The 16,448-nt window shown below is 57.8% G+C and carries 14 protein-coding genes; 5 read left to right on the top strand and 9 right to left on the bottom strand.

Annotated elements, in window-relative coordinates; genetic code table 11:
• The first annotated feature begins 45 nt into the window (after positions 1-45).
• Positions 46-1,446 (top strand): hypothetical protein, encoded by a 1,401-nt coding sequence (locus tag M9920_01345; GenBank protein ID MCO5050935.1) that lies wholly within the window; start codon positions 46-48, stop codon positions 1,444-1,446.
• Positions 1,447-1,460: 14 nt separating this feature from the next.
• On the opposite strand, the gene M9920_01340 is transcribed toward M9920_01345, so the two are convergent.
• The gene (locus M9920_01340; GenBank protein MCO5050934.1) at positions 1,461-2,183 is read right to left on the bottom strand and encodes an HAD family hydrolase; all 723 of its coding nucleotides are present in this window, start codon (positions 2,181-2,183) and stop codon (positions 1,461-1,463) included.
• Positions 2,180-3,754, bottom strand: a complete 1,575-nt coding sequence (locus M9920_01335; GenBank protein ID MCO5050933.1) for a glycosyltransferase — start codon at positions 3,752-3,754, stop codon at positions 2,180-2,182. The genes M9920_01340 and M9920_01335 overlap by 4 nt, the downstream gene beginning before the upstream one ends.
• Before the next feature lie 66 nt (positions 3,755-3,820).
• Between M9920_01335 and M9920_01330 the strand changes: the two genes are divergently transcribed.
• From M9920_01330 to M9920_01315, 4 genes are all read left to right on the top strand, one after another.
• Positions 3,821-5,032, top strand: a complete 1,212-nt coding sequence (locus M9920_01330; GenBank protein ID MCO5050932.1) for a glycosyl transferase — start codon at positions 3,821-3,823, stop codon at positions 5,030-5,032.
• Positions 5,033-5,245: 213 nt separating this feature from the next.
• Positions 5,246-6,052, top strand: a complete 807-nt coding sequence (locus M9920_01325) for a prepilin-type N-terminal cleavage/methylation domain-containing protein (GenBank protein MCO5050931.1) — start codon at positions 5,246-5,248, stop codon at positions 6,050-6,052.
• Positions 6,053-6,092: 40 nt separating this feature from the next.
• Entirely contained in the window at positions 6,093-9,323 is a 3,231-nt protein-coding gene (locus M9920_01320) for an immunoglobulin domain-containing protein (GenBank protein ID MCO5050930.1), read from the top strand.
• Between the two features lie 90 nt (positions 9,324-9,413).
• The gene (locus M9920_01315) at positions 9,414-9,965 is read left to right on the top strand and encodes an HAD family hydrolase (GenBank protein MCO5050929.1); all 552 of its coding nucleotides are present in this window, start codon (positions 9,414-9,416) and stop codon (positions 9,963-9,965) included.
• A 114-nt stretch (positions 9,966-10,079) separates the two neighbouring features.
• Here M9920_01315 and M9920_01310 read toward each other — a convergent pair whose 3' ends face one another.
• The 7 genes from M9920_01310 to lat all read right to left on the bottom strand — a co-directional run bounded on the left by M9920_01310 (position 10,080) and on the right by lat (position 16,325).
• On the bottom strand, positions 10,080-10,817 hold the full coding sequence (locus M9920_01310) for an NIPSNAP family protein (protein MCO5050928.1): 738 nt from the start codon (positions 10,815-10,817) through the stop codon (positions 10,080-10,082).
• Between the two features lie 191 nt (positions 10,818-11,008).
• Positions 11,009-11,761, bottom strand: coding sequence for an exodeoxyribonuclease III (locus tag M9920_01305; GenBank protein MCO5050927.1), 753 nt, complete (start codon positions 11,759-11,761; stop codon positions 11,009-11,011).
• A 9-nt stretch (positions 11,762-11,770) separates the two neighbouring features.
• Positions 11,771-12,115, bottom strand: coding sequence for a histidine triad nucleotide-binding protein (locus M9920_01300; protein ID MCO5050926.1), 345 nt, complete (start codon positions 12,113-12,115; stop codon positions 11,771-11,773).
• 41 nt (positions 12,116-12,156) lie between these two features.
• A complete protein-coding gene (locus tag M9920_01295; protein ID MCO5050925.1) occupies positions 12,157-12,720 on the bottom strand; it encodes a hypothetical protein in 564 nt (187 codons plus the stop codon).
• Positions 12,720-13,172 carry a transcriptional regulator NrdR gene (gene nrdR / locus M9920_01290; protein ID MCO5050924.1) on the bottom strand — a complete coding sequence of 151 codons (453 nt, stop codon included), beginning with the start codon at positions 13,170-13,172 and terminating at the stop codon, positions 12,720-12,722. The genes M9920_01295 and nrdR overlap by 1 nt, the downstream gene beginning before the upstream one ends.
• Positions 13,173-13,255: 83 nt before the next feature.
• Positions 13,256-14,809 carry an aldehyde dehydrogenase family protein gene (locus M9920_01285; GenBank protein MCO5050923.1) on the bottom strand — a complete coding sequence of 518 codons (1,554 nt, stop codon included), beginning with the start codon at positions 14,807-14,809 and terminating at the stop codon, positions 13,256-13,258.
• 139 nt (positions 14,810-14,948) lie between these two features.
• Positions 14,949-16,325, bottom strand: a complete 1,377-nt coding sequence (gene lat, locus M9920_01280) for an L-lysine 6-transaminase (protein MCO5050922.1) — start codon at positions 16,323-16,325, stop codon at positions 14,949-14,951.
• Positions 16,326-16,448 lie beyond the last annotated feature (123 nt).

The following is a 16,448-nucleotide window of genomic DNA, read 5'->3' as shown; positions in this document are numbered from 1 at the left end:
CAACAAGCTTGCGTGATCTGACGACTGCGACACACTGCGATCAACGTGCGACGACATTGGTTTAATCACGGCCTCGGAATTCTGCTGGCTTTGCTGCCGGTGGCACCGCTCCGGGGCGCGGAGCGCGGCAAACCCGCGCCGTGTGGCATTGCGATTGTGGAAGCGGGCACGGGCTGGCCAGTGCCGCTGGTGGGGCTGCGCACGACGCATCAACTGGAATTCTTTTCGGATAACGCGGGCATGATTGCCTGCGATGCGCCCGAGCTGATGGACCGCGAGGTTTGGTTTGAAGTTTTCGGCGACGGTTACGAAGTGGCCAGGGACGGCTTTGGTTATCGCGGGGTGCGCTTGCGACCGGAGCCAGGCAAACAACTGCGCATTGAAGTGCGGCGCACCATGATCGCCAAACGGATGGGTCGGATCACCGGGGCGGGACTGTTTGCGGAAAGCCAGAAGCTGGGGCGCGAGCTGGACTGGGCCGAAACGGGAGTGTTCGGTTGCGACAGCGTGCAAACCGCTGTTTATCGCGGCAAACTGTTCTGGCTTTGGGGCGACACAACCTTGCCGCGTTATCCGTTGGGTGTTTTTCACAGCACCAGCGCGACAAGTGCGATCCAACCGCTGACCCAGTTCCAGCCGCCGTTGCGATTGAAGCTGGATTACTTCACTGATGACCACGGGCAGCCGCGCGGCGTCGCCCAAATGGCCGGGAGCGGACCAACCTGGCTTTCGGCTTACCTGACGTTGCACGATCAATCGGGGCAGCCGCATCTCGTTGCGACCTACGCCAAAATCAAACCGCCGTTGGCGGCGTATGAATTTGGTTTGTGCGAATGGAATGAGGCGACGGCGACGTTTGAACCGCGGCGCGTGCTCTGGAAAAAGACCGAAGCGTCGGAGACACATCCGCCCCTGCCGGAGGGGCAGCCCGCGTTTTGGAAAGATGCGCAGGGGCAGGAATGGGTGCTGTTGGGTGATCCGTTTCCGCGGCTGCGTTTTCCCGCCACGTATGAAGCCTGGCGCGATACCGAGCATTGGGAAACACTGACGCCGCCCGCCACGTTGCGCTCGGGGTCGGATGAAAAAGTCACTCCGCACAGCGGCCATCTGGCCTGGAATGAATTCCGGCAACGCTGGGTGGCGGTCTTCATGGAAAAATTTGGACAACCGTCCGCCTTTGGCGAACTGTGGTACGCCGAAGCGCCGACCCCAACCGGACCGTGGGGCCGCGCGGTGAAGATTCTCTCGCACGCCAATTACACCTTCTACAATCCGCGGCTGCATCCGGAATTTACGTCCGCCAACGCGGCGTTCCTGTTCTTCGAGGGCACGTACACGCAAACCTTCGCCAATCATCCGCATCCCACCCCGCGTTACGATTACAATCAGGTGTTGTATCGGCTCGATCTGGATGATCCAGCGCTCCGTCCGGCGCAGGAAGAGTAAGGGGACCGGCGCCGTTACAGCGCGCGCATGAGGTGGGCGTGCAGTTTCTTCCACGGTCCGGACTGGGCTTCCGGGCTGGGAGATTTCAAATGCCAGGTTTGGAAACCGTGAAGTCGTGCGGGGGCGATGTCGTTGTCCAACCGGTCTCCGACCATCAAGGTTTCATTGGGATCAATGCCGCGCGCTTCCAAGCGCGTGCGCAGAATTTGAAAACCGTAGGGATCGGGTTTGCTAAAGCCGAAGCGATAGCTCAGATAACAAAGGTCGGCGTCGAACATCTTCCAATGGCAACCTTCCTTCTGCAATTCCGCGTCCACTTCGCGGATCGTGTAAGCTTGCGCGTTCGAGGCAATGCCGAGCGCGCATTTCTTGCCGTCCAGCCAACGCAAGGTTTCCCCCGCGCCCGGCATCAAGCTGATGCTGCGACCGATCTGAATTTGGCGATAAATAAATTCCTCCTTCTGGCTGGCTTTGAGTTTCGCAAAGTCCGGCAGCAACTCGCGGATCACCGCCGCCCAGACCACTTCCGGACAGGCGATTCCGCGCGCCTTGGCGGAATTGTGGCGCAGCATGATCGCGCGATTGCACGCGATGGAAAATTCCAACCGGCCCAGCGGCGGCTCGCGGTGCAGCAAATCTTTGAACAACTGCTGCCACTCCTCGTCGGCGTGTTTGGGCGGCAGCCCAACCTGCAGCAGGGTGGCGTAAATGTCGAAAATAACCGCGCGAACTTTCATGGTTCTTTCGTCCATAAAAGCGGATAAAGGTTTGCTGCGTAAAGCTTTTTCGCGACAAAAGCCGCCTGTAATGCCGTTGGATGTGACCGTGACCCGGGCGGCGGCGGAGTTTTCAGCAGCCGAATGAACCGGCGCGCGTAACTGCGGCCGCTGAGCCAGTGATCCGCTGGCGCGGGCCAGGTGGTCACCTGCAGTCGCTTCCGCCGTGCCCGTTCCCGCCACTCGCGCAGAAAAGGATTGGCCTTCTGTCCCAGCTCCCATGAACGTGCGACCGGAATCGTCAGCACTTCCAATTGGGCGGTAAGTGTAAGCCGACTGAACGGCACGGTTTGATCCGCGCGCGTGGTTTGCAGTAAGGCCGGGGTGCCGGCCAGCGCCCGAAATGCCGTTGGCAAAGCGCGACACCAGCGGGCAAAGAGTTTTTTCTGGCGCGCGCGTTCAGCACGATAATCAAACAGCTCGAGTGGAATTTGGATTTCCGGGTAGGCCTGCGGAAAGTGAAATCCGAACCGCGCCAGATCGGGCGCGATGTTGGGCAGCTCGCGTGCGATCAACGGGCGTCCGGCTGCGGCCGCTTCCAAGTATGGCAAACCGAATCCTTCCTGGATCGAAGTCAGCAAAACGGCTTCGGACGCCGCCAGTAATTCCGGTACCGTCGGTTTGCGTGCTTCGCTTCCTTGCAAAACGCCCAGGCGCAGTCGCCAGTGATGTCGCCGCGCCGCGTCGGATAACTTTCGAAAATACGGTAGCTCGTCCGCCGAACTGACATCGCCGGTGGTGACCAGCCACGCCTCGGGTCGCAACCACCGCGTCAGCAACAGTGCTTCCGCCACGTTCTTGCGTCGCAACAAACGGCAGGGCAGCAGCCAGACCGGTGCGCCATCGTGATCCAACCGGCGGTGCAACCAGCGCCGCGCCTCGGTGACGCGCGCCGCGGGCGGCGGTGGCAGAGGTTCGGCAAGATTCGGCAACCACGCGCTGCTGGTCTTGAGGGAGGTGGATAAAATTTTCGCGTCTTCCTGATTGATGGCGGCGTGACGTATTTTCGCTCCACTCGGAAAAATGGTGCGCGCAATTGCCGCCAGGTTGGGATAGCCCGAGCGACGCAATTCCGGCGCGCGCAACCAGCGGTTGTCAAACCACCAGTCGTGATGATGCGAGATCAGGCGCAGTCGCCGCGTCGCGCAATCGCGCGCCAGTTCCTCCGCGAGAATGGCGTTGCGGCCGATGCCGAGATTGTGCGCCCACACCACGCAATTGTCAGATGTGTGCCCGGCGAATACCTGCGCCAGTTGCTGTCGAATCCGGCGGCGGATTACCCGGCTCGAGGCGGATAATTCCGAGAAGTAACCCAATTCGGCCGCAGTGTGAAAGCGCAGTCTGGCGGGCGCGATCAGTTTGGCAAAATTCCGATTCCAGACGACATCTTGAGCTTCGCCGGAAACCAGCAGCACGGTATCGAGTCGCGGCATCGCCCGTCGCAGATGCGGCGTCGCCAACTCCACGACGCGCCGGATTCCTCCCGGGCGAAAATGATAATGAACAATGATCAACGTCACGGCCACACGCACCCCAACCGAACTTTTTGAAATCGAAGCTTGTCAGGGTTGGTCGTGACAAGCGATAACATTCCCCTCATGTCGGATTTTTTTCAAACTGGCGCGGTCGCCACGCTGCATCGTTTGGGGCAACCCAACCTGGCCCGGATGGAAGGTGAACTGTTGGAATTTGCCGAGGAATCTCCGATCGCGCTGATTTTGCCCTGCCACGTGCGGGAGTTGGGAACGAAAGCGTTGCGCGGCATCATCCGCGAATTGCAACAGGTTCGTTATCTCAAGCAAGTCATCGTGGGCATTGACGGCGCCAACCAGCGGGAATGGGCGCGGGCCAAGCGAATTTTTGCCCGGTTGCCGCAACAGCCCGTGCTGTTGTGGAACAACGGTCAGCGCATGCAGAGTTTGTTTCGCGAGTTGGACGACGCCGAGTTGACGCCCGGGACCATGGGCAAAGGGCGCAACGTCTGGATTTGTTTTGGTTACGCCCTGGCCAGCGAACAGTCCCACATGGTGGCGGTGCATGATTGCGACATCACCACCTACACGCGCGAATTGCTGGCGCGGTTGTGCTATCCCGTGGCGCACCCGGCGCTGGGGTTTGATTATTGCAAGGGCTACTACGCGCGGGTGACGGATAAACTGAACGGCCGGGTCATGCGCCTGTTGGTCACGCCCTTGTTGCGCGCTTTGAAATCCATCATCGGCCACCATCCGTATCTGGTTTACATGGATACGTTCCGATACCCGTTGGCGGGCGAATTTTCGATGGACATGGACCTCGTGCGCCGGGTGCGCATTCCGCACGATTGGGCGTTGGAAGTGGGGTTGCTGGCGGAAGTATTTCGTAACAGCGCCCCGCGCGCGATCTGCCAGTCTGAATTGTGCGACAATTACGATCATAAACATCAGGAACTTTCTCCGCGCGACATGGAAAAAGGCTTGAACAAAATGGCCACGGATGTGAGTCGCTCGTTTTTCCGGCGCATGGCCGCTGAAGGCATCAAGTTGGATACCGGTTTGTTTGACACCTTGTTGAGCGCCTACGTGCGGCAGGCGGAGGACACGCTCCGCTTTTACTCCGCCGACGCGGTGCTGAATGGCCTGCGCTATCCGCGCCATGACGAGGAGCGCGCCGTGGCCACCTTTGTGCGCTCGATCCGCGCCGCCACCCGTTCGTTCTTGGAGGATTCGTTGTGGACGCCGCTGATTCCGAATTGGAATCGCATCCAATCCGCACTGCCGGATTTTTTTGATCGCCTCCGTCGCGCCGTGGAGTTGGATAATCGCAACTGACTCGCCGCGCGCCTCGCGTGTCAATTCACATTTCGAATTCACGTTCGGAATTGTGAATAATTCGTCGGGATAAACCCTTGCAATTTGTCGTCTGCTGCCTAGAGTCGTTACGAAAGAAAACCGAAGGGGTTTACGGCGGTCGAAGAAGAACCGCCCCGGTGACGATAACCAACGATTCTGACACGCATTTCCAGTTTTTTCATGTCGTTCCGAATGACAACACTTCATCCACTTCCTCCACGCCGGCACGCCTTTACCTTGATCGAGCTGCTGGTCGTCATCGCCATCATCGCCATTCTTGCGGCGATGTTGCTGCCCGCGTTATCCAAGGCGAAAGCCAAGGCGCAACAAATTTCTTGTTTGAACAACATGCGTCAGTGGGGGTTGGGTTTCCGACTATATGCTGAAGACAATAACGACTTTGTGCCTGAGGAAGGGAACACGGCGGCGGCCATCAACGATGCGAATTCGGGTAATTTGACCGAGGCTTGGTATAACTCGGTGGCCAAATTGATCAGCCAGCCTTCCATGGTTGAATTATACACAAAAAACCCGGCTGACCCGCCTTTGCCCGGCAGCCGTAATCTGCATGCGTGCCCGACGGCGCCGAAGCCAAATGCGGCGGTCTATCCTCCCAAAGGGATTCCCACGTTGACCAAGGCATTTTTCATGTATGGAGAAAATTCCCGAATTTGCATCAACCGCAGCACCCGGTTCGGCACTCCGAGTGTGGCTCAAGTCAAGGTTTCACAGGTTTTGAAACCAACGGACACGGTTTTTCTGGCCGAAGTGGATGGCAATTCGCCAACCGTTGGAATTGCCAATAGCGTTACCACGGGTTTTTATGCCATCGCCCGGCACGGCAAAGTAGGCAACTTCTCCATGGTGGACGGCAGCGCCCGCAGTTTCCGGACGAATGATTTCTGGCGCACCACGGCGGAAGCCAACAACGGGGCCGCCAACGAGTGGGCCAAGTCGCGTGCGGTCTATTGGTATCCCACGCCGACCACACCGGATTAAACTTCAACCAAGCAACCGATCAACAACAAAAGAGAACACCATGAAAAACATTCGCAATCATCGAACCACGCAAGCCGTGCTGGCAAGCTTTGCGTTGCTGCTTGCTGCCATCAGTGCGGAAGCGGCTTCGCCCAATCTGGTCATCGCCGAGGTGTATGGCGGTGGCGGAAATAGTGGCGCAACCTACAAGAACGATTTCATCGTTCTTTTTAATCGCGGTAACTCCGCAGTGGACGTTAACGGCTGGTCCGTGCAATACGCTGCTACCGCAGGTAATTCTTGGTCCGTAACAACGTTGGCCTCCACGAGTACGATTATTCCACCGGGCGGTTATTTTCTCATTCAAGAAGCGCCAGGTGCTGGGGGGACGATGGATTTACCAACTCCAGATGTCACTGGGGCAATTGCGATGGCTGCAGCCAATGGAAAGGTGGCCTTGGTAAATACAACGACGGCTTTATCGGGCGCCGCACCGACGGACCCGGCGATTGTTGATTTTGTTGGTTTCGGAACCGCCAACGCGTATGAAGGTTCGGGCGCCACAGCCGCGCTTTCCAATACCACTTCGGCGCAGCGAGCCAATGAAGGATGCTTGGATTCGGATGATAACGCCACCGACTTTGTGGTGGGCGCGCCCAATCCTCGTAACAGTGCGAGTCCGACCCATTCGTGTGGAGCTGCGATCCCGCCGGTCATCTCGGAAGTTTCTCCGACCAGCGCCACGGTGAACGCCGGCACCACGGTCAATTTTACCGTAACGCTTTCGGAAGGTGATGCGCCGTTGACCTATTACTGGTTCAAGTCGGGAGGCACGGACCTGCTGCTCGACCAGACCGGAGCGACGTTGACTTTGGCCAATGTTGTCTCAACCGATGCGGGGAGTTATTACGTCATTGTTTCCAATGCGTCCACGCTCACCGCGACCAGTCCGCTCGTGACCTTATCAGTCACGGATCCGGCGATTAACTTTCAACCGGTGAGCCAGGTGAATTTGGCCGGCTCGACGACCGCCTTCAGTGTGACCGCCGCCGGGGTGGCGCCTCTCACCTATCAATGGTACCGGGGTCAGCCGGCACCGGGAGCGAACACGGTATTGAGCGATGGCGGAAAAATCAGCGGTTCGCAAACCAAGACGCTTTACATCAATGAAACTGCGGCGGGTGATGCGGACTCCTATTTTGTAATCGTCACCAGTGGAAACGGCTCGATCACCAGTGAACCGGCCACGTTGGACGTTGCGACTTCCGGCGCATTGGTGACATGGGATTACAATGCGGTCGGATTGGATACTTCGAGCGCCGCGCCGTCGCAAGGTCAGGGCACCGCGCGAACCACCACGGTCGGGACCACCAATAGCTTCCAACCGACTGGCGGCACGCCCAATGACCCGTACAATTCCATGATTGGCGCAACCAACTATTACTATGGCACGGCGACTTATCCGAACAACGGTACGTCAAACAAACAGGCTGGCGTCCAATTCTCGGTCAGCACGGTGGGCTTTAAGAACCTAGCCATTTCCTTCGATCAACGCGCCAGCTCCACGGCCAGTAAATACACCCGCTTGCAGTACACCACCAATGGCGTGGACTACACGGATTATCCCACCAGCACCGCGTTTTTCGGGGCGTCCGTCTGGGAGCCTCGCTCCTACTCGCTGGTCGGATTTCCGGGGGTGGCGAATAACCCTGATTTTGCGTTTCGGGTGGTGAGTGAATTTGAAGCCACCGCCACGCTCGGCGCCGTTGATAATTCAAATTACGTCGGCTTGGCCGGAACGACGGCGTCGTATGGCACGGGCGGCACGTTGAGCTATGACCTGGTCAAAGTTGAGGCAGAGCCGATTGAAGCCGGCAATACACCGCCCACCATCAGCAGCATCGGGAATCAAAACACCCGGAGCGATACTCCGATTGTGATCAACTTTACCGTGGGTGACGCGGAAACTTCCGCCAGCGCGTTGGACGTCACGGCGATTTCTTATGACCAAACGTTGGTTTCGGATTTTATGATTGCTCCAGGCGGTTCGGGGGCCAATCGGAATCTTACGATTACGCCGAACGGGAGCGTCGGCACGGTAGCGATCCTGGTTTCTGTTTCCGATGGAGTGGATGTTGCCGTAACGTGGTTTAATCTGACGCTGGACCCGCTGGATGTTCCGCCGACAATCACGCAAATTTCCAACACCAACACGTTGGTCAATACGCCCGTTACCATTCCGTTTGTGATCGGTGATGACAGCCCCGTGAGCGGATTGACTGTTTCCTATGATTCATTAAATACCGAGTTGTTACCGCTTGCCAACATCACCATCACGGGTTCCGGCGCCAACCGGGAGCTGACGCTGATTCCGGTGAGTGACGCAGTGGGTACCGCGCCCATTAGTGTTTCAGTTAGTGACGGAAACAGTACGACTACGACCGAGTTCGCGTTGGTGGTGCGTCCAAATGATCAGGTGATTTTTAATGATCTCTTCAGCTACACGGACGGCAATCTGGTTGATGCCAGTGGCCGTTTTTGGACCGATCATAGCGGGACAACGGCGCTGACCGTGTCCAATGGGAAGGTGACAATTGACGGCACCCGCTCCCAGGACGCCAACGCTCCCCTCATTGGTGCTCCTTATGAAACCAACAGCAGTGCGGTTTTATACAGCAGCTTCAAGGTGAATTTCTCCGTGCTGCCGACCAGTGCGGGCGCATATTTCGCCCATTTCAAGGACAACAGCACTTTTGGTTTCTACGGTCGGGTCTGGGCCACAACCAATGGTGCCGCCGAAGGCAAGCTTCGCTTAAGCATCGGCAATGCTTCCAATGTTAGCGCCACCAGCGGTCAATTCCCGCAAGATTTGACTCCGGGAGAGGATTACACTGTCGTTACTCGCTTGGTGCTTTCCAACGGTCAGTCCACAATCTGGATCAATCCGACCAGCGAAAGCGATACCCACGTCACGGATACCACTACGGTTACAAACACCCCCGTTTATCAGTACTCACTGCGACAAGCCTCTGGCGAGGGCACGTTGTCTCTCGATGATCTGGTTATTGGGACCTCTTTTGCGGCCGTGACGGGCATTACGACTCCAGATCCGATTGCTTTGACCATTCAATACCTCGGTGGCGAAGTGATCCTGACTTGGCCCGATCCGCAATTCCGATTGGAAGCGGCTCCAGATTTATCCAGCGGTTTCACGGATGTCCCTGGCGCAACCAGTCCGTATCACTACCCGGTGTCGGGCGGGCAGCGATTTTTCCGGCTTGCGTATCCGTAAACGAATTCGATGCCATCTCCACGAGGGCGGTTTCCGAACCGCCCTCATTTTGTTTGGTGACAATGGAGTGAAAATCGCACAATGCGGCGGATGAGTTTACAGCGGGCAATTTTTCTCGATCGTGATGGCGTGTTGATTGAAGATCGCGACTACCTCCATCGGGTCGAGGACGTGGTGTTCACGCCAGGGATTTTTCCGGCGCTGCAACGGGTCGCGGCGCGGGACTTTCAGTTTTTCATCGTTACGAACCAGTCCGGCGTGGGGCGCGGTTATTTTACGCTGACTGATGTGGATCGGGTGCATCAGTATTTGCTCGCGGAGCTGGCGCGATGCGGCGTCACGATCAAGAAGATTTACGTTGCGCCGGAAGCGCCCGACCAGCCCAGTTACGGACGCAAGCCCTCGCCGCAATTTCTCTTCGATGCCCGGGATGAGTTTGGACTCGATCTCGCGCGCTCCTATTTCATCGGCGACAAATTGAGCGACCTGGAATGTGGTTGGAACGCGGGGGTGCGGCGCAGCATCTTGGTTCGCACTGGTTACGGTCGCGAGACGGAGCAGAAATACGCTGTGCGTTTGCAGGATTGTCCCATCGCCAATGATCTCCCCGCCGCATTGGATTGGATCCTGACGTTGGGCTGAGCCGGGGCTTGAGTCATTTAATTCCGCGCTTCATCCGGGGTTTATCGGCGGAGTGCGGATGTGCGAGACGCTGATGTTTGTGGACGTGCAAATGCCGGTCAACTCACCGCATCTTCAAACTTGCGAATAACTGGTGGGGCGCAGGAAGACGTTCGTGATGTGCGAAACAATTTCCGCGTCAGTGTAGCCCGGTGTGGTACTCATCTTTTTCCATTCGGGATCGCCAACAAAACGCTTCCAGTTCCGATCCCGAGCGGCTTGATCGTCAAAGACCAGCATGTAAGTGAGCTTGGGCAGTTGCGGGCCGGACCAGCCTTCGCCGAAGAAAACCGGTTGCAATCCGGTTCGTTTGAAGATGGCGATTTCGCCATCGTTGAACATTTCCACTTTTTTTCGGTTGGCCTGGCGACTGTGTGATTCATAGGTGCGCAGTTCGAAAAGTCGGAGTTGTTTGGCGCTGGTTTGCGCGGGGATTTCAATTCGAGGCAGGCCCGCAAACGCCAGCAACAATGAACTCTCCCTGCGGAGGTAACCCGGATCAGTGGCGGGGAGATTGGTGAAGCTGGCGTTTAAGACCGATGGGTCGGCTTCAAATTTATCCCGACAATTTTTTGCCGCGTTCCAGTCGGGGAACGTGAGCAGCACGTGACGAGTGGGCGGTGCGGCGTTATCCACCGGACTGAACGCGCCCACCGTTTGGACGCCGGCGCGATTCCACGCGGCCACCGCCACGTCGCGATAGAATGCGTCGAAACGTTCCGCCGGGGCTCCCGGTCGCAGCGAGTAGGTTTCCAACTCGTACACTTCCCGCTGAGTCGGCGCGGTCGCGGCGGCGGCAGATTCAGGTTTCATAGTGACTAGAGTCGCCGCGCTGGTGGCGAGTGAGGTTTTGATAAATTTACGGCGGTTCATGAGCGTGCAGAACCTTACTGGAGCGAGGGGTGGTCAGGCAATAACATCGTAGCGAAATACGCGTGGGGTCCATCAGGTTTGAAGCCGTTGGTGTTCGACGAGGATCCGATCCGCCGATCGCCGATAGAAATCTACTTTATTTCAATGCTGACTGGGCAATGGTCGCTGCCCAGGACTTGGGACAGGATTTTGGCGCGCTTGAGTCGGGGGCGCAGGGCTGGCGAGATCAGGAAGTAATCCAGTCGCCAACCGATGTTCCGGGCGCGTGCGTTGGCCATGGGACTCCACCAGGTGTAGTGGCCCGGGCCGGGTTCAAATTCACGAAACGTATCCAGGAAACCGGCCTCGAGGTAGGCGCTGAATCCCGCGCGTTCTTCCGGTGTAAATCCGTGGTTTTTCACGTTCGCCTTCGGGTTGGCCAGATCCCTTTCAGTATGCGCCACGTTGAGATCGCCGCACCAGATGACCGGTTTCTTTGGTTCGAGCCGCTTGAGAAATTTCAGAAAATCCCGATCCCATTGCTGGCGATAGGCCAGACGGGTCAGTTCGCGTTGTGAATTTGGAACGTAAACATTGACCAGGAAAAAATCCTTGAATTCGGCGGCGAGCACCCGTCCCTCGCCGTCATGTTGGGCGAGACCGAGATCAGGAGTGACTCGCAGCGGCCGTAGTTTGGTGAAGATGGCTGTGCCGGAGTAGCCCTTGCGTTCCGCGCTGTTCCAGTAGGTGGTGTATTGCGCCGGCCAAAGTTGCTCGACCTGATCGGGCGAACATTTGGTTTCCTGCAAACACAGGATGTCGGGCTGCTCGGCGTCGAGGAACTCGAGAAAGTTCTTCCGCAATACCGCGCGCAGTCCGTTGACGTTCCAGGAAATCAGTTTCACAAACGATGATCAGCCGGGGGGCCATTGCATTTTGCGGCCACCGAACAGATGACAGTGGAGGTGCGGGACGGATTCGCCGCCGTCCGGACCGTTGTTGATGACCAGACGGTAACCCGAAGCATCAAGCCCTTGTTGGGTGGCAATTTGCGCCGCTTTGAGGAGCAGGTGGCCGAGCAACGATTGATCCTGCGGCTGCGCCTCGGCGATGCGGGCGATGGGCTGGCGTGGAATGACGAGGATGTGGACGGGCGCTTGGGGAGCGACGTCGCGAAATGCGAGCACCTGATCGTCTTCATAGATGATCTGCGCCGGGATTTCGCGCGCGGCAATTTTTTCAAACAAGGTTTTGCTCACGCTGACGTTTTACCGCAGTTCGCCAAACGGCCAAAGAAAAATCATCGGATCAACAGCGCGCACTCGCGCGCCGCCGTTTCCTTGCGCAGCACACCACGCAGGAACATCAGGATTTGGTCGCGTAAGTGGTCGCAGCGCGGACTCCATCGTTCGGCGCCGAGCAGTTGTTTGACGCACGGGCGGAGGCCGGAGAAGCGTACCAACTGTGGTGTGGACTGGACTTGGGCCACGGCGGCGGCGCGCAGACGTGGGAAAAAGCCCAGTTCGCCGGCGGCCCCAACGCTTAGCGCGAGGGCTGGAAGATTTTGATGGGTGGCAGCCGGGGTTGGAGCCGGCGATTGCAGCGTGAGATTGGCCGCCTTGAGTCCAAGTTTGGCCAGCACGGTTTCAAACGTCGCCGCGAACTCGGCGACCGTGACCGATTTGTAGCCCAGCTCGTGTTTGAAGTAGTGAAACACCGAGGCGGCGGCATGTGACAACACCTCCTGCGCATTCGGGTTGGGCGCGCCGTGCCCCAGTTCCACCGAGATCATCTTGGTGGAGACCGGAACGGAGTCGCCGGAGGGCAGTCGAAAAAACAGGAAATCGTGGGCCAGGCAAACCATCAGTGTGTTCCCAGTTTCTTGACTTCGTGAACGAAATCAGTGGCTTCTTGGAAGCGCCGGTAAACGCTGGCAAAACGCACGTAGGCGACTTCATCAATTTCTCGTAATCCATCCATCACTTGTTTGCCGATGAATTCCGCGGGCACTTCGGCATCAAATTTATTGTTCACCATTTCGGTAATCTGATCGGCCAGATCTTCGACGGCCTTCGGGCTGATGGGCCGTTTCTGGCAGGCCTTGCGAATGCCCGACAACAGTTTCTCTTTGGAGAACTCCTCGCGGCGCCCGTCGCGTTTGAGAATCATCAAGCCGTCGCGTTCCACTTCCTCATAAGTGGTGAAGCGATGTTGACAGGCAGTACATTCGCGGCGGCGGCGGATGGTCGCCCCCTCACGCGAGGCGCGCGAATCTACAACCTTGTCGTCCTGACAACCGCATTTAGGGCAACGCATAAAACCACTGCTAATAGTGGTGAGCGTTTTGTAGCATACCAAGTATGGGAGCGTCAAGCGTTGGCGCCGGGGAAGGTCGTGGATCAACCAAATTGAATCCCCTGAGCCAGCGGCAATTCCGTGCCGTAATTGATGGTGGCGGTTTGGCGTCGCATGTAGGCTTTCCAGGCATCACTGCCGCTTTCGCGACCGCCTCCCGTTTCTTTTTCACCCCCAAAAGCGCCGCCGATTTCCGCTCCACTCGTGCCGATGTTGACATTCGCGATGCCACAATCACTGCCGCGCGCGGACACGAACCATTCGGCTTCGCGGAGGTCATTCGTGAAAATGGCGGAGCTTAATCCTTGCGGCACTTCATTGTGATAAGCGATGGCGTCCTCAAAATCGCGGTAGCCGAAGATATAAAGAATGGGTGCGAAGGTTTCTTCATGCACAATTTTCATGTTGTGCCGGGCCGCCACGAGGCAGGGACTCACGTAACAACCACCGGGAAATTCCGGGCCACTCAAGGGTTCGCCGCCGAAGAGGATTTTGCCGCCTTCCGCTTTGACGCGTTTGAGCGCGGCCTGCATGTCCTTGACGGCGTCGGCATTAATCAGCGGGCCGCAGAGCGTGGTCGGTTCGGCGGGATTCCCAATCCGCACCTGTTCGTAGGCGGCGATCAAGCGGCGAACCAGATTCTCGCGGATGTTTTCATGCGCAATAATCCGGCGGGTGCTGGTGCAACGCTGTCCGGCCGTACCGACCGCGCCAAACAAGATCGCGCGCGCGGCCAAATCCAGATTCGCCGTGGGCGCGACGATGATGGCGTTGTTGCCGCCCAGTTCGAGAATGGTTTTTCCGAAACGGCGGCCAACGGATTCGGCCACTCGCACCCCCATTTTGGAAGAACCGGTGGCGGAGATGAGCGGCAGCCGTTTGTCATCCAACATCCGCTGGCCCACCGTGGCGCCGTCGCCAATGATCAGAGTGAACAGTGCCGGATCAATGCCGTTGGCGCGACCAACCTGCTCGGCGATCTTGATTATGGCTATCGCCGTGAGCGGCGTCAGACTCGAAGGCTTCCAGACGGTGCTGTTGCCGCAGACAATGGCCAGAGCCATATTCCAGGACCAGACCGCTGCGGGGAAATTGAAGGCGGTGATTACACCGACCGGGCCGAGTGGCAGCCATTGTTCCATCATCCGGTGGTTCGGGCGTTCGCTGGCAATGGTCAGTCCGTAAAGCTGGCGTGAGAGGCCGGTGGCGAAGTCGCAAATATCAATCATCTCCTGCACTTCGCCCTGACCTTCGGCGATGATTTTTCCCGCCTCGAGCGTGACGAGCCTGCCCAGGTCTTGCTTGGCGGCGCGGAGGGCGTTGCCGAGTTGGCGGATGACTTCGCCGCGTTTGGGGGCGGGCACCGTTTTCCAATGCTCGAACGCGGCGACGGATTTCTTCAAGGCGCTCTCATATTCAGCCGGAGTCGCGGTGCGAACCGAACCCAGCAGGGTGCCGTCGTTCGGCGAATGACTGGCCAGAATTTTTCCCGAGCCGGACCAGGCGCCATCAAAGACGCCGGGGTTAACGGCTTCCAACCCGAGCGCCTTCAGGGTGGCCGCGGCGGATGTTTTTGCTTTGGTAATTTTCTTCGCCATGATGATTTTTCCTTGTTTGATAGAATGTTTCGAGATGTCCGACAGAATCAATTCTGGCCCGCGTCGCGCCCGGACTCGGTGGTCCGCTTCCGTCCTTCGACGCGGGATCGGTAAGTCGAGGCAATCAGCCGCCCGACCTTCAGCGCGATAGTTTGCCACATTCGTCATCCATGATTTTGAGTGCCTGCTCAATGATGTCGTCCTGGATGTCCATCATTGGCCGCAGCCGGATTGAACGCGAGCCGGAACGAATGACCAGCAGATTCAGGGCATAGCAGCCGCGCCAGAACGCGTCGCGCGTGGCGGTATTCGGCAGGTCGAACGCCAGCATCAAGCCTTTGCCGCGCGGCGCGGTCACGACGGGATTGGTTTGCGCCAATTCGCAAAGTCCCGCCAGCAGTTTTTCGCCCTGGGTGCGCGCATTCGCGACCAACTGTTCCCGTTCGTAAATTCGGAGGTAGTGGGTCGAGCGCACGTAATCGGTGAAGTTGCCGCCCCAGGTCGAGCTGATACGGCCCGGCAATCGGAAACAATTATCCTTCACTTCATCCAGGCGCTTTCCGGCCATGACTCCGCAAACTTGCGATTTTTTTCCGAACGCGATCAAGTCCGGCACGACGTCGTAATGTTCCGCCGCCCAATTTTTCCCGGTGATGCCCATGCCCGATTGCACTTCATCGAAGATCAGCAGAATCTCATGTTCATCGGCCACGCTGCGCAGCAGTTGCATGAACTCAGGGCGGAAATGGTTGTCGCCGCCCTCGCCTTGGATCGGTTCGATGATGATCGCCGCAATATCCGTCGCTTTTTCAGCGAGCACCGCGCGAATTTCCTTTTCCGCTTGTTGTTCGCGGGCGATGACATCCCGGAGCCGTTCGGCTTCAGGCAGGGCAAAGTTCAGCATGGGCGTGCTGATGCGCGGCCAGGGGAATTTGGCGAAGTAAGCGACCTTGTTCGGATCGGTATTCGTCAGGCTCAACGTGTAACCGGAGCGCCCGTGAAAGGCGTGTTTGAAATGAATGACTTCCGTGCCGCGTTCGCCGCGACCGGCCGCCAGATTTTTCCGCACTTTCCAATCCATGGCCGCCTTGATGGCGTTCTCGACCGCCAGCGCGCCGCCTTCAATGAAGAAGTAGCGCGGCAGTTGCGGATGCGCGATGACGCGCGCGAACGTTTCGACGAAAGTGGCGTATTGCGGCGTGTAAACGTCGGCGTTGGCCACTTTTACCTGGGCGGCCTGCAACAAATCCGCCTGGACTTCGGGGCGATTGAGATACGGATGATTATAGCCGATGGGTTGCGAGGCGTAGAAGCCGTAGAGGTCAATGAATTCGCGTCCCGTGGCGGCATCCACGAAGTGCGAGCCGCGGCTGTGTTCCGTGTCAAAAATCAGCTTGAAGCCATCCACGAGAATGTGCTGTTCCAACGTGGACAGGACCTGGTCCGGGGCGATGCGATTGGTGTGAGGCGTTTCCGATGTGGATAGATTCGGGTGGGTGGTGGTAATGCTGGTCATGTCTCCAAATTTCAAACGACGCGCTCACCATAGGTGCGCAAAAAATGCGCTTCAAGTGAAATGCCGGTAACGTGTCGGGATTTACGGTAAATTTTTGGGGGACACCAAATGTCACCCAAGCCA

Source organism: Verrucomicrobiia bacterium (genome assembly GCA_023953615.1).
GTDB lineage: Bacteria > Verrucomicrobiota > Verrucomicrobiia > Limisphaerales > JADLHS01 > JADLHS01.
Note: the sequence above shows the minus strand (reverse complement) of the source record. Positions and strands in the feature narration are given on the sequence as shown.